This is a genomic window from Bradyrhizobium sp. 157 (assembly GCF_023073815.1).
Lineage (GTDB): Bacteria > Pseudomonadota > Alphaproteobacteria > Rhizobiales > Xanthobacteraceae > Bradyrhizobium.
Genome location: NZ_JADPKF010000096.1, coordinates 1 through 16925, shown reverse-complemented (window position 1 = coordinate 16925; position 16925 = coordinate 1). Strand labels below are relative to the sequence as shown.

The 16925-nt window shown below is 62.5% G+C and carries 19 protein-coding genes; 8 read left to right on the top strand and 11 right to left on the bottom strand.

The window, feature by feature from the left end; all coding sequences use genetic code 11:
- Window positions 1–86 precede the first annotated feature (86 nt).
- Both IVA95_RS30560 and IVA95_RS30555 read right to left on the bottom strand, forming a co-directional pair.
- Window positions 87–1172: a tetratricopeptide repeat protein gene (locus IVA95_RS30560; protein WP_247513878.1), complete on the bottom strand. Its 1086-nt coding sequence runs from the start codon at window positions 1170–1172 to the stop codon at window positions 87–89.
- Window positions 1173–1180: 8 nt separating this feature from the next.
- Entirely contained in the window at window positions 1181–2362 is a 1182-nt protein-coding gene (locus IVA95_RS30555; RefSeq protein WP_247513877.1) for a tetratricopeptide repeat protein, read from the bottom strand.
- A gap of 1139 nt (window positions 2363–3501) precedes the next feature.
- Between IVA95_RS30555 and IVA95_RS30550 the strand changes: the two genes are divergently transcribed.
- From IVA95_RS30550 to IVA95_RS30540, 3 genes are all read left to right on the top strand, one after another.
- Window positions 3502–4650: an OpgC domain-containing protein gene (locus tag IVA95_RS30550; RefSeq protein ID WP_247513876.1), complete on the top strand. Its 1149-nt coding sequence runs from the start codon at window positions 3502–3504 to the stop codon at window positions 4648–4650.
- Between the two features lie 45 nt (window positions 4651–4695).
- Window positions 4696–5046: a DUF6665 family protein gene (locus tag IVA95_RS30545; RefSeq protein ID WP_247513875.1), complete on the top strand. Its 351-nt coding sequence runs from the start codon at window positions 4696–4698 to the stop codon at window positions 5044–5046.
- Between the two features lie 341 nt (window positions 5047–5387).
- Window positions 5388–5984, top strand: a complete 597-nt coding sequence (locus tag IVA95_RS30540) for a hypothetical protein (protein ID WP_247513874.1) — start codon at window positions 5388–5390, stop codon at window positions 5982–5984.
- A 172-nt stretch (window positions 5985–6156) separates the two neighbouring features.
- Here IVA95_RS30540 and IVA95_RS30535 read toward each other — a convergent pair whose 3' ends face one another.
- Complete coding sequence (locus tag IVA95_RS30535; protein WP_247513873.1) at window positions 6157–6327, bottom strand: hypothetical protein; 171 nt, start codon at window positions 6325–6327, stop codon at window positions 6157–6159.
- 635 nt (window positions 6328–6962) lie between these two features.
- Window positions 6963–7199 (bottom strand): SemiSWEET transporter, encoded by a 237-nt coding sequence (locus IVA95_RS30530; protein ID WP_247513889.1) that lies wholly within the window; start codon window positions 7197–7199, stop codon window positions 6963–6965.
- Window positions 7200–7473: 274 nt separating this feature from the next.
- Here IVA95_RS30530 and IVA95_RS30525 point away from each other — a divergent pair, with 274 nt between their 5' ends.
- Together IVA95_RS30525 and IVA95_RS30520 are read left to right on the top strand one after the other, a co-directional pair.
- On the top strand, window positions 7474–7671 hold the full coding sequence (locus tag IVA95_RS30525) for a DUF3606 domain-containing protein (RefSeq protein WP_247513872.1): 198 nt from the start codon (window positions 7474–7476) through the stop codon (window positions 7669–7671).
- Between the two features lie 610 nt (window positions 7672–8281).
- Window positions 8282–8668 (top strand): DUF1629 domain-containing protein, encoded by a 387-nt coding sequence (locus IVA95_RS30520; protein ID WP_247513871.1) that lies wholly within the window; start codon window positions 8282–8284, stop codon window positions 8666–8668.
- A 175-nt stretch (window positions 8669–8843) separates the two neighbouring features.
- On the opposite strand, the gene IVA95_RS30515 is transcribed toward IVA95_RS30520, so the two are convergent.
- Window positions 8844–9272 carry a hypothetical protein gene (locus IVA95_RS30515; RefSeq protein ID WP_247513870.1) on the bottom strand — a complete coding sequence of 143 codons (429 nt, stop codon included), beginning with the start codon at window positions 9270–9272 and terminating at the stop codon, window positions 8844–8846.
- A gap of 167 nt (window positions 9273–9439) precedes the next feature.
- Between IVA95_RS30515 and IVA95_RS30510 the strand changes: the two genes are divergently transcribed.
- Window positions 9440–10282, top strand: coding sequence for a GNAT family N-acetyltransferase (locus tag IVA95_RS30510; RefSeq protein WP_247513869.1), 843 nt, complete (start codon window positions 9440–9442; stop codon window positions 10280–10282).
- A gap of 119 nt (window positions 10283–10401) precedes the next feature.
- Here the strand turns inward: IVA95_RS30510 and IVA95_RS30505 are convergent, their stop codons facing one another.
- From IVA95_RS30505 to IVA95_RS30485, 5 genes are all read right to left on the bottom strand, one after another.
- Complete coding sequence (locus tag IVA95_RS30505; protein WP_247513868.1) at window positions 10402–11106, bottom strand: hypothetical protein; 705 nt, start codon at window positions 11104–11106, stop codon at window positions 10402–10404.
- A 200-nt stretch (window positions 11107–11306) separates the two neighbouring features.
- Window positions 11307–12377 (bottom strand): AI-2E family transporter, encoded by a 1071-nt coding sequence (locus tag IVA95_RS30500; protein WP_213251333.1) that lies wholly within the window; start codon window positions 12375–12377, stop codon window positions 11307–11309.
- Between the two features lie 216 nt (window positions 12378–12593).
- Window positions 12594–13097: a DUF411 domain-containing protein gene (locus tag IVA95_RS30495; RefSeq protein ID WP_247513867.1), complete on the bottom strand. Its 504-nt coding sequence runs from the start codon at window positions 13095–13097 to the stop codon at window positions 12594–12596.
- A 252-nt stretch (window positions 13098–13349) separates the two neighbouring features.
- Window positions 13350–13811 carry a cupredoxin family protein gene (locus tag IVA95_RS30490; RefSeq protein ID WP_247513866.1) on the bottom strand — a complete coding sequence of 154 codons (462 nt, stop codon included), beginning with the start codon at window positions 13809–13811 and terminating at the stop codon, window positions 13350–13352.
- Window positions 13812–13938: 127 nt separating this feature from the next.
- Complete coding sequence (locus IVA95_RS30485; protein WP_247513865.1) at window positions 13939–14361, bottom strand: hypothetical protein; 423 nt, start codon at window positions 14359–14361, stop codon at window positions 13939–13941.
- A 244-nt stretch (window positions 14362–14605) separates the two neighbouring features.
- Between IVA95_RS30485 and IVA95_RS30480 the strand changes: the two genes are divergently transcribed.
- Window positions 14606–15841, top strand: coding sequence for an MFS transporter (locus IVA95_RS30480; protein ID WP_247513864.1), 1236 nt, complete (start codon window positions 14606–14608; stop codon window positions 15839–15841).
- A gap of 3 nt (window positions 15842–15844) precedes the next feature.
- Here the strand turns inward: IVA95_RS30480 and IVA95_RS30475 are convergent, their stop codons facing one another.
- Window positions 15845–16249 carry a DUF4864 domain-containing protein gene (locus IVA95_RS30475; RefSeq protein ID WP_247513863.1) on the bottom strand — a complete coding sequence of 135 codons (405 nt, stop codon included), beginning with the start codon at window positions 16247–16249 and terminating at the stop codon, window positions 15845–15847.
- A gap of 153 nt (window positions 16250–16402) precedes the next feature.
- Here IVA95_RS30475 and IVA95_RS30470 point away from each other — a divergent pair, with 153 nt between their 5' ends.
- Entirely contained in the window at window positions 16403–16681 is a 279-nt protein-coding gene (locus IVA95_RS30470; RefSeq protein ID WP_247513862.1) for a DUF1488 family protein, read from the top strand.
- The last annotated feature ends 244 nt before the right edge of the window (window positions 16682–16925 follow it).

The following is a 16925-nucleotide window of genomic DNA, read 5'->3' as shown; positions in this document are numbered from 1 at the left end:
CGAGGGGCTCCAGGGAGGGGCGTTCCGGGGCTTTCCCGGCACCGCCGGGCGCCGTCTGGCGCGGAGCCCGGCCTAAAATCTCGTGGCTATCCCGGGATCGCGATGCCGCGGCCGCAGGCATCGTTGATGAAGCAGGCCGTCAGCGCGTCGTCGAGCTGGTCGGAACGCTTGCCGTCCAGCGCCAGGTCCGGGAAGCCGTGACCGCGAAGATAGATCTGCATTTGCAGGACCGCGCGCGGTCCGCCGAGCTGGATGATCGTATCCAGATCGCGCCTTGCATCCGCCACCTGTCCGGTTCGCGTCAGCGCAAGGGCCCGCTGAACATACATATCGACCATGAAGGGGTGGATGGGCGCGTCCCGTCGCTCTTCCGGCGGTCCCAGGATGGCGTTGAGATCATCGAGCGCGCCGGCATAGTCGCCGGATCGTCCGCGAATGACCGCGCGAAGCTGAAGCGCGATGCTGTCACGGCCAAGCGCCAGCACGGCGGAGGCATCCCGGACCGCGTCATCGGTCTTGCCCATTTGAGCGCGGATTTCGGCGCGCCTCAGCAGCGCTCTCGAGACGTCCGGCTCCAGCGCGATGGCGGCGTTCAAATCCTGTTCGGCCTCTGTCAACTTGCCAAGGTCTGCGAGCACCGATGCCCGAATCCAGAACGCATCCGCATTCCTGGGATCTTGGGCCAGCGCTTTGGTCGCCTCAGCAAGGGCCCATTCGTCGTTCTGGCCCCGAAGAACGAAGGCTTTCGTGGCATGCGCGCTGGAATTGTCCGGATCGAGCTGCAACACACGATCCATGTCCGCGATGGCTTCGTCGACCCGCGTCGATATCTTGAGGCGTCCACGCAGCAGCAGGGCCACACTGTTGCGCGGGTCATCCGCAATGGCCGTATCCAGTTCGCGGATTGCTTGATCGAGCCGCGGGATCGAAAGCAGTTCGCGCGCACGCTCGACCCGCGCCTGCGAGCGCTGCTCCGGTGCGAGGGCGGAATCCACCGGCGGCGGATCGCATTCGCCTCGCATCACTGCCACGATGCCGGCGTTGCATGTAGTGCCGCCGAAGCTTCTGATCGGGCCGGCGGTTCCGATGCGATCGGCCGCCAGGCAAGGCACGGTCAGCGCTCCCATCAGGATCGTAGCGAACGCTAGGCGAGAGAGGATCCTTTCAGACATGTCCCGGCTCAATTGCAAGTCTTGTCGAGCATGCACGCGCGGATTGCGTCTTCCAGCGCCGGCGTCATTGCGGCGGGTACTTCGCGCGATCGCCAGTAGCCGGCTGCCGTCAGCGCCGGCATGGTCTCCCGCAGCACCCTCGGGCTGATCATGACCGCATTGCGCATGTCAACGACCGCGAGCTCGGTCTTGTCGAATTCCCGGTACATCCGTGCCCGCATGCGCAAGGCGGATGCGAAATACGGGTCGAGCTTCAGCGCGCGGTCGAAGGCGGCGAGTGCCGGCTCGTACTGGCGACGGTTGACGTAGACCATGCCGCGGGCGTGGAAGGCGCGCGAATCGTCCGAGCCGAGGGAGATCGCCTCATCGAGGTCCGAAGCGGCATCCTGTTCGCGGCCGCGCTTGTAGGCGAGGTACTTGCCCCGCGCGGCCAGCGACAGGGCGGAGCGGCTGTAGGCGATCGCCGCGGTGAGGTCCTGCTCGGCGCGATCGGGCCGGCCGAGCGCGTCATAGACCTCGGCGCGGTTCTCCAGAGCAACGATGTGGAAATCCAGCCGATCGCCCTTCCCGTCGAGATACCCCAGGCGATTGATCGCCGCGGGCGCCATTGCAACCAGTACGTCGGCGTCCTTCAGGGCCTCGTCAAATTGCCGCCGTCGGACGTTGTTCTGGCTGCGGAACAGCAGCGCATAGGCCTCATTCGGATCCGATTCCAGCGCCATCGTGTAGTAGTGATGGGCCTGTTCCAGGTCGCCGGATCTCTCCAACTGCGAGCCGACCATGCGAAGGGCATGGGCGTTCGATGGGTTGAGTTTGAGTGCTTGTTGCAGGAACAGCACGCCTTCCTGCCAGCGTCTTGCGCGAAACGCGATGTTGGCACGCGACGCGAACAGCTCTTCATTGGTCGGCGTCAGCGGGATCGCCGCATCATAGTCCTGGCCGGCAAGATCGAAACGCTTGGTGTTGTGGTAGCCCTTGCCGCGGGTGAACAGCGCGCGTCCGCGATCGGCAGGCGACGTCGACGCGCCGTCGATAATTTTCGAGCAGGGGGCAATGACCTGCTCGGGTGCGATCTCGACCAGCGCCAGCGAGCATGACGGTGTTTCAGCAGGCGTGTCCGCGACCGCAGCGCCGGTCCCTGCAAGGATGCAGGCGCCTGCCACCAGGCCCAGGCTGAAACGCCGCGTCATCGCGGGACCTGCTGCAGTCGCTGCGCCGCCGCGAGCGAACCTGCTCGTGGGCAAATCTGCCGGGGCGCGGATCTGATCCTGGAAAGAGCGATCTCAAGGACCGGCCTCGCGGCCGGGGCCGTTGGGCGGACACAGAAACCGCCTCCTCCAACGGAGACGTTCGTTGCGACAGCGACGCATGCGCGATCGTCCTGGGTGCTGAGATTGCCGTGGAGGAGGCAGTTGCCGCTGAAGTTTCGAAGCGGATCAGCCGATGATGGTTGGTGCCAAGTGGCCAGCACTGCCAGTGCGACGGCAGTTCGCGCAATCATTCCGCAGGTCATCGACAGACTCTTTTCGTTGGCGACGAACGCTAGTTACAATCAAAAGTTGATGGCTGCGCTAACCCGAAAGCTCGATTTTTAACGATCGACGAAGGTATTTTCTCAGTCGGAAGTCGCCCCGAGGATGGTCAAACTCCATCGGCACGATCCCAAATCGAAGAAGGTCACTACCGCCGCCCGTCCCAAGTCGAAGCCAAAGACAGTAGCTATCAAGCGAACTGCCATTTCCGAGCGGCGAAAAGTCGGCAGCGACACCGAGACTTGTCGGCTAAGAGCGTTTGGCGGCTTGCGCAAAACGTTGAATTCAGCCGACTGCGAAATCTGATTCGTTGGAACGGTTTCGGTAACTCTGGCATGATGTTGTGCAGAACTTGGTGAGCAAGCAAGTGGCCGGCACGAGCAAAGCGATATGCGGTGCTCGGCATAACCAGCCGGATCTTGCTTCGCTCATCCGGGCTACGCTTGCTGTCCTCTGATAGCTCATCTGCTTCGCCGTCTTCAGCGTGACAGGGATAAAGCGAAAATCCATCGACTTCGTACGAGCGATCGATGATGGGATCGCTGCGCTCCATCCATTCTACGTACTGCCTGACCACGCGAAACCTGATCTCCCTCTTCCCTAAGAGCCGATATCGGGACGGACCTCGTCAAGTGCCGAAGGACGGGCGGCCTTGTGGCCCAAATGATCACGTGCAACGCCGACAGAGCTCAACGCTTGCGCGCAGATTCGCCTGAAAAAATAAGCTTTTAATGGTGAACGAGCTCACACCAGGAGTTCGAGCGGCAGGTCCATTTTGCTGGCTCGGGGTGATCGAGATGCACGACCGAATTACCATCCCCAAGTTCGTGGTCGGCGAGCTGCCGGAGCTGAAAGGCGAAGGCCGCGACCTGCGAATAGATGCCTGCCGAGGCATCGCGCTGTGGTTCATCTTTCTTGACCATGTTCCCAACAACATCGGAACTTGGCTGACGCTGCGGAACTACGGCTTCAGCGATGCCGCGGAGGTGTTCATGTTCGTCTCGGGCGTAACCTGCGCGCTGGCTTACGGCAGGGCATGGCGCTGCGAGGGCTGGACCGGAGTGATCAGCCGAACGCTGCGGCGAAGCTGGGACATTTATGTTGCATTTCTGCTGCTCACGCTCGCTTGCGTCATCCTGGTTCACCTCGCAGGCACTGGCCGTCTTGCTGACGAGAGCAATACGCGTATCTTGCTGGACCATCCCGGCGCGACGCTCGCGCGCGCGGCGGTCCTGCAATACCGTCCGGTCAATACCGACGTGTTGGCAGTCTTCGTGCTTCTTCACCTCGTGTTCGCGCCGCTACTGTTGCTGCTGCTGCGAGCGCCGAACGCGACGCTTGGCGCCTCGCTGGCGCTTTATGTGTTGGTGCATGCCTTTGGCTGGACCGTCCCGGCGTGGCCGAACGGCCACTGGGCTTTCAATCCGCTGGCCTGGCAATTGCTGTTCGTGCTTGGCGCGTGGTGGATGATCGAGGGCAAGAGCCCCCGGTCGTGGGTGACGTCACGCACGACGCTTATGCTTGCCGTTCTGTATCTGCTCTTCACCCTGGTCATCGCATTGAGCTGGCGCATCAGACCGCTGGAGGCACTGATCCCGGAGGCGTTGGCGAAACTGATTTACCCATTGGACAAATCGAATCTCGATCCATTGCGACTGCTGCATTTTTTGGCCCTTGCTGTTTTGGCGTCATGGCTCGTGCCCCGCAAATGGCGAGGGCTGACGACGCCGGTGATGCGCGGCGCGATCCTCTGTGGCCAGAACTCGCTGCCAATCTATTGCCTCGGCGTTCTCTTGACGTTCGCCAGCTACGCGGCGCTGCTCAACATTTCAGATGGACTTGCGATGCAGATAGCATTGAGTCTCACTGGCATCGCAGCGATGATCGTGACCGCAACACTGCTAAGCTCGATCAGCATCAAACCCAGGCAGCGATCGCAACAGTAACGCGCCTCGTTGCACATGCGATCCATGTGGCGCTATATATTCCCCATGTCCCGCGATTTTCGCCTTGATCGCTCTCCCGTCGACGCTCTCAACTATGAGATCGCCCAGGACCAGGCCGTTGCGCTCGGACGGATGGGGCGAGCGCTGGAAGCGGCCCTCGCCAGGCTGCGGGAGTTCGATGCCACCCATCCGCGCTCGGGCGCCCCGGCGTCAGCGCAGCAGGCACGGCGCATCCTGGTGACGGAGGCCGGCCACGCGCTCTGGATGTTCGTGGTGCAGCGAGAGGCGTGTGGCTTGCGCGACAGCCGCCCTGTCATGCGCGACTATAACGTGCCGGGCGAGGTGCAGCAGTGCATGGGGGCCGTGCCCGCCACATCGATGCTGTCAGCAACATGACTTACTGAGTTTCAATGACCCATCGAGGCCGCCTTGGACACCTTTCGCGCGGCTGCAAGGACCGGAACTCGGGCCCCATTCTCGTTTCCGGGCCAGAATGAATCCACCGCCTTGCCGGATTTGAGTCGCATTGTGACCCAGGTCGCGGCCAAAGGTCGGGCGCGAGGGGGCGCAACACTGGGGTTCTCATGTCCGGTCATTTGCGATTTTGCATCGCCGTTCTTGTGCTTCTCGCAGGTCTCCCGACTTCGCCTGCATCTTCGAATCCTCTTGCAGACTTGTTCAATGTCTCTCCCCCGACGCCCCCTGAGCCCGCTTCAGCGGAAAGGGAAAGGGAGTGCTTGCCGCGACCCGGTACGTCGACGGCGGAAGGTCAGCGCTGGGTCTATCGTTCCGAGGGGCGCCGCAAATGCTGGTTCCAGGCTGCCGAGGGGACCGCGACGGTGAAGCAGGTTCGTCATCGCGCCGCGAAGGCTCGTGTCGCCACTGCCGAGGAGAATGAGGCCGCGCGGGCCAAGCAGAAGGCGGTCATGAATGCGCGTGCGGAGCTGCTGCGCTCCGCACCGGCGGAAACGTCTCAGCCGACGCAACCCGCGCCCGAGCTCAAGGTGGTCGATGCCGCTTCCGTCCCGGCTACGGCGGCCGCGGCCTTCGTGCCGCCGGCACCGGTCGCCAACCGCGCGACCGATACGCCTGACCACCCCACGCCGCGCCGGCTCGACGCGGAGACACTTTTGGCAGCCGCACCGGCGCCAAGCGACGCGGTTGCGGTCTCCGTGCCTCCGGCCGCGCCGGTCGCCTCTCCGATCGCCGAGGCGGCTGATGACGGCTGGGGCTGGATGGCAACCTGGCTTGGCGTGCTGCTGATGGCGCTGGGGCTCGCCTCCGTCTTGGGCTCGAGCCGGACCCTTCGGGAGGCCGTGTTGTTGCGCGATTGACGCGAGGACGAAGTTGGCGGCCATCGCGGACGTCGAGTTCGATCCTTGATCTTTCTGTCTACCCCAGCCTTCGCACAAAACACTGGGTCCCGCTCCGCAGACCGGCATGGAGAAGCCCGGAATGACGAACGGTGCCAAGGAAACTGGAGCGATGGACACCACGGGCTTCCGGCTAGCCGCGACCGACAAGATGAGCTGCAGAGCGCCAGGCGTGCTGCGACAGCGCTTCGAAGTTTCGAACCGTTTCGACGCGAAGGAGTGCGGCGTCGGCGAGCGTCCCATTGGCGATCGCGCCGAGCGTCGCGCTGCGGTGGATGCGCAGCACCTCGTCGAGTTGCGTCATGGCGCGTTTCGCCCGGCGCCTTGCGCCCATCCTTCCGCCCCATCAAGAAGAGGACGCAGGGACCGCCGCGTGCCTGTTGTAGAGATGCGAAGATGCGCACTCGCTCTAGCGAGCTTCCGCCTTCCGCTCTGGTGAGCTCCGGCGGACAGACCGCTTCACCCACCTGTAAAAAAATCCGCGTGGGGAAAACTCGACTTAGGTCAACCGAACTGCATTGTTCGACTCGGCAGTCCGTGCTCGCTTCCTCGAAAATTGAGTCTGGTTTGCGGGGCAAGGGAGTTGAGCCAGTTTTCCTTTATGCTTCTGCTCGTGATGTCCCTGATGCTCACCGTATGCGTCGGCGTGGCAGCTTGGCGCATGTCCGATGATCGGCCGGAAGTTACCGGAAGCACTTCGCCGGCGTTTATCCACATGCGTTGAAAATCAAGGGCCCCAACTCCTGATGGAGCTGAAGCCCTTGCTGCAGCAGATACAGCCCGACACCCACACCGGGCTGATGCGAGGATGCTGCGCGTATCGTGAGCGCGCGGCCATAACAAATGTTAGCTCTGAAATACCTCGACCAGCACGCCGGCTTGCCCGAAGCCGAACAGCGCGATTGCGACGACCGCTATTCCCGGGAGCGCGGCGTTCTTTCAGCTGAAATAGAGGATGCCGAGCAAGAGGCAGAGGCTGACCGAGTTGGCGATGATGATTACGATGTCGCTCTGCAAGACGCCGTATCCTATCCAAGTCGCAACTCCCAACGCCAGGATCAGGACCATTCGAAGCGAGAGATCGCCGGCTGATCCTGTCTCCCAGCATTTCTTCAACTGGGGAACGTACGACACAGTGGTGCAAAAGGCAGCGAATAGACCAACAGCAGTGTTCATCGACTGGCAATCGTGCGCGCGTCCGTTCGTTCCAACGAGCGCGCGTTGAGGGACGGCTATGCACGCTCGGTCGCCATTGGGTCTAACGGTTAGCACCGCGACATCTTGATCCGCGTACTGCGTGCCAAGCTCGTCCAAGAGCTTGGCAATAGGAACCAGGAATGTCGTCACGTATTTGTTCGTCGAGGCCGGCGTAACCGCCGGCCGTCGCACGGTCCCGTTTCTTCATGCCCCCAACAACCCAGGCGGGACCGTGCTCCCCGTGGAGGAGACGATGGCAGGCCTGATCAAGAAGAGCACGCCGGACCGCAGCAAGATCAACACGCGCGAAGCGTGGGAAATGAAATACTGGACCAAGGCGCTCGGAGTATCGAAGCAGGAGTTGCTTCGTGCCGTAGACAGGGTCGGCAACTCCGCTTCGGCCGTCAGGAAAGAACTGGGGCTGCTCGGCACACGGCATCAGCAGGGATAAGAGGCAGCATGCCTGGCATTCGCGGGATCGGTCGTTCCGCTAACCACTTTTTCTGCGCTTGCGCCGGCCGATCTCGGTTCCGGGGATCCCGATGTCGAGATCTTCGGCGCGCGCTCTGATCGATGCCATCGGCCGATTGAGCTTCACCGTCATAAGGGTGAGGCTCTTTCCTGCCTCTGACATAGAGCGCAGCAAATTGTCGTCCTCGTCCGACCAGTGACGGCCGCGGTTTTGTCTCATACCGCTCATCGTAGTTTGCCTCTGAGGCCAATCGAGGCGGGCCAGATACAGAAATCAAAAGGACCCAGCTCGCCTCACTGAGCACGGCCGCTGGGCTTCAGTTGAAGAGCGGATTTCAACGCTTCCGCCTGTCACTTACATGGTGCAAACGTGCTTGCCTTCAAGAATATTACGCAATTGTAAGCACTGAAGAGCACTCGTCATCAGGAGGAAGTCTTGAGGATCTACGAGCCGCGGGTCCGCCCGAATTTGGAGTGGGTGCTTCCGGTGCACGAGAGCGATCACGAGTACTTGTGGAGCCTGGATGGGACCGCCCGGCGAGCTAGCTGGCGACCGATGCCGGTGGCCAGGCTCCTGGTGGACGACGAAGGTGAGCCGCGGGCTGAGGCGGACCTTCCTTGGCTTGGCGGCCACGTGCTGGTGCTTCGCAAGCATGCGGCCAGGGTGCTGGCAGCCGCTGCTGGACCGTTCCGGCGAACTCCTGCCGCTGGAATGTCCGGAAGCGGACCTGTGGCTATTCAACGTGCTAACCGTGGTTGACGCGCTTGATGAGGAAAAATCGGAGCTGGTGCGGTTCGACGATGGAGACATCCTTGATGTCGAACGCTACGTGTTCCGGCCGGACCTGACGGAAGGTCTAGCGGTGTTCAAGGTGCCGCAGCTGCTACGTGGCCCGCTATTCTTGGGCGACGAATTCGTCAGGGCGGTGAAAGCTGCCGGATTGCGTGGGCCCGAATTTACTCAGCTGTGGCCGTAGATCGGTAGAGCAGAAGTCGAAACGCATCAATCGCGTGCGCGGATGGGTATCGCTTCCGCCTTCGCTCTTGCGAACCTCCGCCTTCGCTCTGGCAAGCTACGGCGGACAGGCCTGCGGATAAGTCGCTCTACCCATCCTGCGCGCTATGTGGCAACGGGCCTGCGCCCAGCGCGCTCTAGTCGCAATAGCTCCACCTGCCATAGCCGTCGTCGCATCGCGCCCGCGCGCGGTAGGGTACGGGCAGCGGCGGCCGCGGCGCGTATTCGCCCGCATACTCGTATTCCTGCGCGTAGTAGCGCTCGCGAGCGTGGTAACGCTCGGGATAGGCGGGCGCGCGTTCGACGTAGACGGGCTGCGCGGGGTAGGGCGTTCCGTACTCGCCATACACCGCTGCCGGCGCGCGGTAGGCGGGGGCCGGCACGCCGTAAGAGGGCTGCCGATATCCGTAACCGGGCTCCGCGTATGGTCGATGAGCCGGGCTAGGACGCACATAAATGTCAGAGGAAGGCGCGTAGATTGCGCCGGGCGCCACATAGACGTCGGTGGCTGCGGCGGGCGCGGAGCACAGGACAACAAAAGCCAGCGTGAGCGATGATCGGTACATGTGTGAAGCCTCCAACTACTCAAGCCGCGCCAGCCAGCGTGGTTAATTTTCGCTAAACAATTCGAGGGGCGCAATGATATTTTGCGCGAAGAAGTGTGCCATTTCTGGACTGCGCACACATTCGCATCACAATCGGCTGAAGACACGCATCCGAAGGATTGCCTTTCATGAACGATTTCACCATCCGAACGATGCGGCTTGACGAAATCTCGCTGGCCGTGGATTGGGCCGCGGCTGAAGGCTGGAATCCGGGCCTTGCTGACGACGTATGCTTTGCGTCCGTCGATCCGGAAGGCTTCTTCATCGGCGAGCTCGATGGTGTACCTGTCGCGACCGTCTCCTGCGTCAATTACGACGCACGCTTTTCCTTTCTCGGTTTTTACATCGTGCGGCCGGATGTGCGTGGCAAGAGCTACGGCTTGCGCATCTGGAATGCGGCCATCGCACATGCCGGCGCGCGCGTGATCGGACTCGATGGCGTGGTGGCGCAGCAGGACAATTACAGGAAGTCTGGCTTTCAGCTTGCTTACGCCAACATCCGCTACGGCGGCATGATCGCGGCACCGAGTGCGCCGCAGGCCGGGGTGATTGACCTCCGCGAAATCCCGCTGGCTGACGTGGAAGCAGACGACGCGACGGTGTTTCCGGCGCGCCGGCCAGCATTTCTGCGGGCCTGGATCGGGACGCCCGGACATGTCGGGTGCGCGGTCGTACGCGATGGTCGGCTAGCGGGCTGGGGCGTGATCCGGCCCTGCCAGAAGGGTTTTAAGATCGGGCCGCTGGTTGCCGACGACCGCGCTATCGCCGAAGCGGTGTTGTCCGCTTTGCTCGCCAAGGTGGGCGGCGGGGAGATTTTTCTTGATGTGCCCAGCATCAACCGCGACGCGGTCGCGCTGGCGGAAGGTTTTGGGCTCGCGCCGGTGTTCGAGACGGCGCGCATGTATACCGGCGCGATCCCGCCGCTGCGGCTGGAGCGGGTGTTCGGCGTCACGACGTTTGAGCTGGGGTAGGTACACAACCCTCATTGCGAGCGAAGCGAAGCAATCCATCGCGCCGCAAGGAAAGTATGGATTGCTTTGTCGCTTTGCTCCTCGCAATGACGGCGGAAATAGGCACGCGGGCCTCGGCACTACCGGCCCAATGGCATCCGATCGATTATCGTGGTGCCGGCGGCGGAGAACAGTCTGTCCGTTTGCACGAGTTCGAGTGCTTCCACCGAGAAGCGGTCGAAACTGGTGGTGCGATGGCGCGCGATCGCGCGAATGAATGAACCGGATAACGGGCCCGAAAAGCGGATCAGGTTTGCAAAGGCAACCCTGCGAAACAGAAGATCGCGAAACATCCCCGGGCCTGCTGCTGGTTTTCGCGCGGGAGAAAGATCCTGGGTCGAGCGTATAAGCTGTTGTCTGAGCTCCCAAAGCGAATCGTCTTCGGGAAACAACTGCAGGAAGACGGAATTGGGGGAAACGCCCAGGCCTCGTCCGGTTAGGCCGAAGGGACGAAGCGATCCGATGCAATGCCGCAGTCGGGTGATCAACTCGGGCCGGTCGACGTCCTTCATGTCGTCGAAATTTCGGATCGTCACATGGACGGTGTCGGAGGGGTAATAGTGGTGCGAAGGATGGTGACGCTCGAGTTCAGCCAGGACTTTGCCGATTCCGGAACTGGGCTGTTGAGGAAGCCGGGCGATCAGGGACAAGTGCACAGCGGCGTTCGGGCCCGATGCGGGGAGGATATGGTGCTGGCGCCGAACCGCGGAGAGGCTCAGGGCCGCCGTGCCGATCAGCCACAGAGCGCCAAACTGCAACGCGTCAAACGAGATGCGGGAATTCAAGACGCTCTCCGTCCGACTTGTTTCGGCAGGCGGTATGTTTCGTGCATTCTAGGAACTGGCGCCGCTATTGCGAGGAGCGAAGCGACGAAGCAATCCATCTATCCCCGTGCGGAGAAATGGATTGCTTCCGCCGTCGCTCTGCGAGCTATGGCGGACAAGTCGCTTCGCTCGCAATTACGGCCGAAACGTCTATGCCAACATCACCCGCCGCCAGCCCGCTCATTCCGTGACGTCCGCCTGGACGCCGAAAAAATCTCCCAGCTCACCATGAAGATCGCGGCGATCAGCGGGCCGATGACAAAACCGTTGAGGCCGAAGACTTCGATGCCGCCGAGCGTGGAAATCAGCACAACGTAATCCGGCAGCTTGGTATCCTTGCCGACCAGGAATGGGCGCAGCACATTGTCCACCAGGCCAATGATCAGCACGCCATAGGCGATCAGCCCGATGCCTTGCCAAACGGCGCCGGTTGCGAGAAAGTAGATCGCGACGGGGAGCCAGACCAACGCGGCTCCGATGGCCGGCAGCAGCGACAGGAACGCCATCAGCACAGCCCACAAAATCGGCGCGTGAACCCCGAGGAACCAGAACGCCAAACCGCCGAGCGCGCCCTGGACAATGGCCACCACAACCCCACCCTTGACGGTGGCGCGAACGACATCGGCGAACCTGGTGAAGAGCGCTGATTTCTGATCGCCGTGGAGTGGAACAGCCTGCTTGATCAAGTCCGCCACTGCCCTGCCATCGCGCATCAGGAAAAACAGCAGGTACAACATGATGGCGAGGCTGATCACGAACTCGAAAGTGTTCATCCCGATGGTAAGCGCCTGGGGCGCCAGAACCTGACCACCCTTCATGAGGTTGGACGACAATGTTTCGCGAAGCCCTGAAAGGTTTGTCAGGTTGAACCGCTCCAGCCAACCGGTCGCCCAGGCCGGCAGCGCATCGAAGACGCGCTGGATGTAGCCGGCGAAATCATATTCTCCGGACCTGATCTTCTCAAAAAGACTCGTTGCTTCCTGCACCAGGGAGGCCGCAACCATCGCCAGCGGTATGAGTACAATCGCGATGATGAGCAGGACGGTCACCAGGGCCGCGAGGTTCGGCCTGCCGGGCATCGATCGCAGCAGCGCCCGATTCACCGGCGCAAAGATGACGGCTACGATGATTGCCCACAGAACGGCGCCGTAGAACGGCTGCAAAATCCAGGCGAATGCCAGCGTAACGGCAAACAGCAAGAGCAGAAAGGTCTGATCATCGATCCTTCGCACGGGCGTCTCGTTCGCTGCTTTCCAGTTCGGCTGCGCCAATGCCGGGACCATGGATCCGGTGCGCTTGTCCTCCGCTTGTATAGCGGTTTTTCGTGCCTGTACCGCGTCCGTTCGCAGAATCCTCGGAACAATGTAACGCCCAGGCCCAGGGATCGCGCGAGCCTGCGAATCCGTCGCCTCGCTGGCCGGCGTGCGTGGCAGCGCTCAACCGGCAAATCAGGTGTCAACCGGCTGCGTTCCGACGAAGCGCATATAGGGGCTTTGCCCGGCCGGGCCGAACAACACGACCGTGTAAGGTTGCGGCGCCCCGCCTTCCATTCCCGGTGACCCAACCGGCATGCCGGGAACGGCCAGGCCCCTGGCGTTCGGACGCTCCGCCAGCAAGCGCTGGATCGCGAGCGCCGGCACGTGCCCTTCGATCGCGTAGCCGCTCACGACCGCGGTGTGACAGGCGGCGAGCTCAGGCGGAATGCCATGCTGCTGCTTGATCGGCGCAAGATCGGTAGCCTCATGCACCTCGACCGGAAAGCCGGCCGCGCGCAGATGATCGGCCCAGCCCGAACAACAGCCGCAGTTCGGATCCTTGTGGACGGTCACGACAGGGTTAGCGGCAGCGGCGGACGCGATGGTCCGGCCTGCCAGCACGGCGGCGATCACGCCGAGGAAGGACCGCCGGGCGATGCAATGCAGTGTTTCGCTCATCGACTTCACCTTTTCCATTGGACGTTCCAGTCAGCGTAGGATGGGTGGAGCCAACGGGTCCGGCCTTCGGCCGGCCCGATGATAAACTCCGCGATACCCATCACCTCTTGAACTGCAGACGATGGGTATCGCTTCGCTCCACCCATCCTACGGACTAATCCAGGCGCGCTATTTATTGAGCCGGCCAGTATTTGCTTCATCTGGTCGATCCCTGCTTCTGTCGTTGGTTGTCCCCTTAAGCCTGCAGTTCTGGCTTCACCTCACGGTCATTCATTTCACCAGGATTTGGCCGATCATACCGCCGTCGCGATGGCCGGGAAGCAGGCACGAAAATTCGAACCTGCCTGCCTTGGTGAATTTCCAGACGATCTCGGCCGATTTTTTCGGCGCCAACCGCACGCCGTTGGGTTCGTCGTGCTCCATGTGCGGGTGTTGCTTCATATGCTCGGCGTGCTTCAGGTTCTCTTCGGTCGTGGCGAGCAGGAATTCATGGTCTTCCTGGCCGACGTTGCGGATCACGAAACGGATCTGCTCGCCGCGCTTCACCTCGATGCGTGAGGGCGTGTAGGCCATTTCGCTCATTTCAACTTGAATCGTCCGCGAAGGTTTCTTGGGATTGCCGGGCTCGCCGGCCGAATAGGTTTCATGGGCATGCTTGTCGTGGCTATGCGCAGGCGCTGGCAGTGTGCACAAGGCGGCCATTGCAAGGCCAGCCATTATGATGTTTTTCATCCGATGTTCTCTCTCGTTCGTCAACGATCAGCCGCGGCGACGCGCGGCACGTTGGGCTAGATCCGTGGGAAGGAAGGTGCGGGCATGCGCGGGCAGTCGAAGCACAGCCGCCCATCGTGATGTCGGATCAAGCGATCGGAGGTCGATAGAGCAGAGGGGGAGCCTCACCCGGCAGGCGCTGGAAGTCTTCGGCAGCGCAGAGCGAGACCGGCGGCGAGGGCTTTGCGACGGCAGGCGGATCGGCCGCGATCGCCGAAACGCACAGCACCGCGCAGCACGGCCCCGGCGAGGCATTGCCGTCGTGCTGATGCCCGGCGTGCCCGGGCATGACATGGTCGGCATTGGCGTGATGCTGGTGCGAGGCCTCATGTTCCGGCTGCGCGCCGTCATGAACATGCGCGGCGGCAGCCGTCCCGAGCTGGTGCACGAGGCACGACGCGGCTTCGCCGAGCGCCAGCGCGGCGCCGGGTGCCAGCACGCAAAACAGATAGAGCAGGGCAGCAAACCACCCCGCTTTGACGCGCACCGGCCTCGTCAAGCGAACGAACATGGCGGCAAACTAATGCCAGCCGCCGTTTCAGCCAAGATGGAACGGTCGGTTGGTCTGTCTCTCCGTCATTCCGGGGCGTGCGAAGCACGAACCCGCAATCTCGAGATTCCGGGTTCGATGCTGGCGCATCGCCCCGGAATGACGGTCGTGTGGAAGCCCGCCCACCCCCCACCACAACTGCATGCCTAACATCGCGGCATTGTGGCTTGACCTTGGGCGATTTGACCCCGAAGTTCCGCCTGCCGTGGTATCTTATTCTGAATTCACCAAAGAATCCGATCTGTTCGTTCCCGATTCGCGCCGGGCGTGGCTCCGGCTTGCCGTCGCCGTGCTGATCGGCTCGCTCGGCAGCGTCGGCATGTGGTCGGTGGTGGTCGCACTTCCGGTGGTGCAGACGGAGTTTGCCGCGAGCCGCGGCACCGCCTCGCTAGCCTTTACGATGGTCATGCTCGGGTTCGGTTCCGGCGGCGTGCTGACGGGCAAGATCACCGACCGCTACGGCATCGTCACCGCGATCGGGCTCGGCATCGGCATTCTGGGCCTGGGCTACATCGTAGCCGGCATGTCATCCTCGATCTGGCAATTCATCCTGGTGCATTTCGCGATCGGGCTCTCTTCGTCGGCCACCTTCGGCCCGCTCATGGCGGAAGCCTCGCACTGGTTCGATCGCTATAGGGGGCTGGCGGTCGCCATCGCCGCCAGCGGCAACTACATCGGCGGTGCGATCTGGCCGCCGCTGGTGAATTTCGGCATGGAGCAGATCGGCTGGCGCACCAGCCATATCGCGATCGGCATCTTCACGGCGGTGGCGATGACGCTGGCGCTGATCGCCTTGCGGCTGCTGATGGGGGCGGGGGGACAGCGCGACCACGAAAACGCGCCGCCGCCGCGCGTGGATTTGCGCCTCTCCACCAATGCGCTGACGGTGATCCTGTCGCTCGCCGGCATCGCCTGCTGCGTGGCGATGTCGATGCCGCAGGTCCACATCGTCGCCTATTGCGGCGATCTCGGCTATGGCGTGGCGCGCGGCGCCGAAATGCTGTCGCTGATGCTGGGCTTCGGCATCATCAGCCGCATCGGCTCGGGCTTCCTCGCCGACAAGATCGGCGGCATCCGTACGCTCCTGATCGGCTCGGTGGCGCAGGGCACCGCGCTTCTGTTCTATCTGTTCTTCGACAGCCTGACCTCGCTCTACGTCATCTCGGCGATGTTCGGCCTGTTCCAGGGCGGCATCGTGCCGAGCTATGCCATCATCGTACGCGAAGCGATGCCGGCCTCCGAAGCCGCCACGCGCGTAGGCATCGTGATCTTCGCCTCCGTGTTCGGCATGTCGTTCGGCGGCTGGATCTCTGGCGCGATCTTCGACGCCACCGGCTCCTACACCGCCGCGTTTGCCAACGGGCTGGCCTGGAACGCGCTCAACATCGGGATCATGGTGCTGCTGTTGATGCGGGCACGCAAGCGGCTGGCGATGGCTTGAGCGTCAAACCGCCTGTCCCGCTTTCAACAGCGAACATCCCGTAATCTTCAGACTGCCGTCCGGCTGCTGCTCCAGCGTGTAAAGCGCTTCCCAGGCTTCGCCATTGTCGTCGACGATGTGGACGCGCTGGGCGATCCGGCCATTGGCCGAACGCGCCTCGCCGAAGTCGAAACTCTTGTGGCGATAGACCGGGGCGTAGCCTTGCCGGACCATCTGCATGAAGATGTCGGCTTGCGGAAAGATCTGCCTGATCTCGGGCGCGGCATGGGAATAGGCGGCCGCGGCGTCATCGCGGATGAATGCCTGCTCCTGCGCGCGGATCACGCTCTGGGCGGTAGCGATGTCGTCGGCGAGGGCAGGGGCGCCCAACCCGATGAGGAATGCGAGAACCAGAACAAGAGCGCGCATGCAAAATGCCCCCGACTGGCGGTGCTTGCCACGGTGCAGACAGGTGAAAACTTATACCCACCGGCACGTGGGCGGAAGGACTATTCGCGTAAGCGTTCGGGGGAGGAGGAACAAGCCAAGGCAATTATCGTTTTCTTCGGGGAGGAACACCCGATGACACTCACACGCGGAAACGTTCGCGGTTATGAGTTCGATCGCATGGTGCTGCTGTTCTCCATGATGGATGGGTCCAGGGAGATTCCCTGCGCCGTCAGCGCTTCAGCGATGGACGATCTGGAACATGCCTCGCGCACGGCGACCAGCGAGCGCGAACAGCAGTTCCTGCGCCTGCGTGACCGGATCGAGCAATGCGCGTCGCGCAAGTTCGACGCCGGGGAGTTAGAGGGGACCCCGCCCGGCATCATCCTGCGCAGCATCGATTTTCGCGGTTAGCTCTCTTGCTGGCCCTGCTCCAGGCGCTGTCGTCGCGATGAGGCCTAGCCTTACTGCGTCATAAGTCCCTCATGGTGAGGAGCGCAAAGCGCGTCTCGAACCATGGGGCCCGTCTGTGGCCTTCATCCTTCGAGACGCGCTTCGCGCTCCTCAGACCGTATGTCCCTCTTCCGATGCGGAGGCGACTCACCCTCGATGCGAGTGCGAGGGTTACCCGGATGGGCCGGGCAGAGCCTCACGCAAG

What these genes read in the sequence shown, in the direction of transcription:
- IVA95_RS30560 (WP_247513878.1), bottom strand. Translation starts at nt 1,172, where the DNA reads ATGTCTGAAAGGATCCTCTCTCGCCTAGCGTTCGCTACGATCCTGATG.
- IVA95_RS30555 (WP_247513877.1), bottom strand. Translation starts at nt 2,362, where the DNA reads ATGACGCGGCGTTTCAGCCTGGGCCTGGTGGCAGGCGCCTGCATCCTT.
- IVA95_RS30550 (WP_247513876.1), top strand. Translation starts at nt 3,502, where the DNA reads ATGCACGACCGAATTACCATCCCCAAGTTCGTGGTCGGCGAGCTGCCG.
- IVA95_RS30545 (WP_247513875.1), top strand. Translation starts at nt 4,696, where the DNA reads ATGTCCCGCGATTTTCGCCTTGATCGCTCTCCCGTCGACGCTCTCAAC.
- IVA95_RS30535 (WP_247513873.1), bottom strand. Translation starts at nt 6,327, where the DNA reads ATGACGCAACTCGACGAGGTGCTGCGCATCCACCGCAGCGCGACGCTC.
- IVA95_RS30530 (WP_247513889.1), bottom strand. Translation starts at nt 7,199, where the DNA reads ATGAACACTGCTGTTGGTCTATTCGCTGCCTTTTGCACCACTGTGTCG.
- IVA95_RS30525 (WP_247513872.1), top strand. Translation starts at nt 7,474, where the DNA reads ATGGCAGGCCTGATCAAGAAGAGCACGCCGGACCGCAGCAAGATCAAC.
- IVA95_RS30515 (WP_247513870.1), bottom strand. Translation starts at nt 9,272, where the DNA reads ATGTACCGATCATCGCTCACGCTGGCTTTTGTTGTCCTGTGCTCCGCG.
- IVA95_RS30510 (WP_247513869.1), top strand. Translation starts at nt 9,440, where the DNA reads ATGAACGATTTCACCATCCGAACGATGCGGCTTGACGAAATCTCGCTG.
- IVA95_RS30495 (WP_247513867.1), bottom strand. Translation starts at nt 13,097, where the DNA reads ATGGAAAAGGTGAAGTCGATGAGCGAAACACTGCATTGCATCGCCCGG.
- IVA95_RS30490 (WP_247513866.1), bottom strand. Translation starts at nt 13,811, where the DNA reads ATGAAAAACATCATAATGGCTGGCCTTGCAATGGCCGCCTTGTGCACA.
- IVA95_RS30485 (WP_247513865.1), bottom strand. Translation starts at nt 14,361, where the DNA reads ATGTTCGTTCGCTTGACGAGGCCGGTGCGCGTCAAAGCGGGGTGGTTT.
- IVA95_RS30475 (WP_247513863.1), bottom strand. Translation starts at nt 16,249, where the DNA reads ATGCGCGCTCTTGTTCTGGTTCTCGCATTCCTCATCGGGTTGGGCGCC.
- IVA95_RS30470 (WP_247513862.1), top strand. Translation starts at nt 16,403, where the DNA reads ATGACACTCACACGCGGAAACGTTCGCGGTTATGAGTTCGATCGCATG.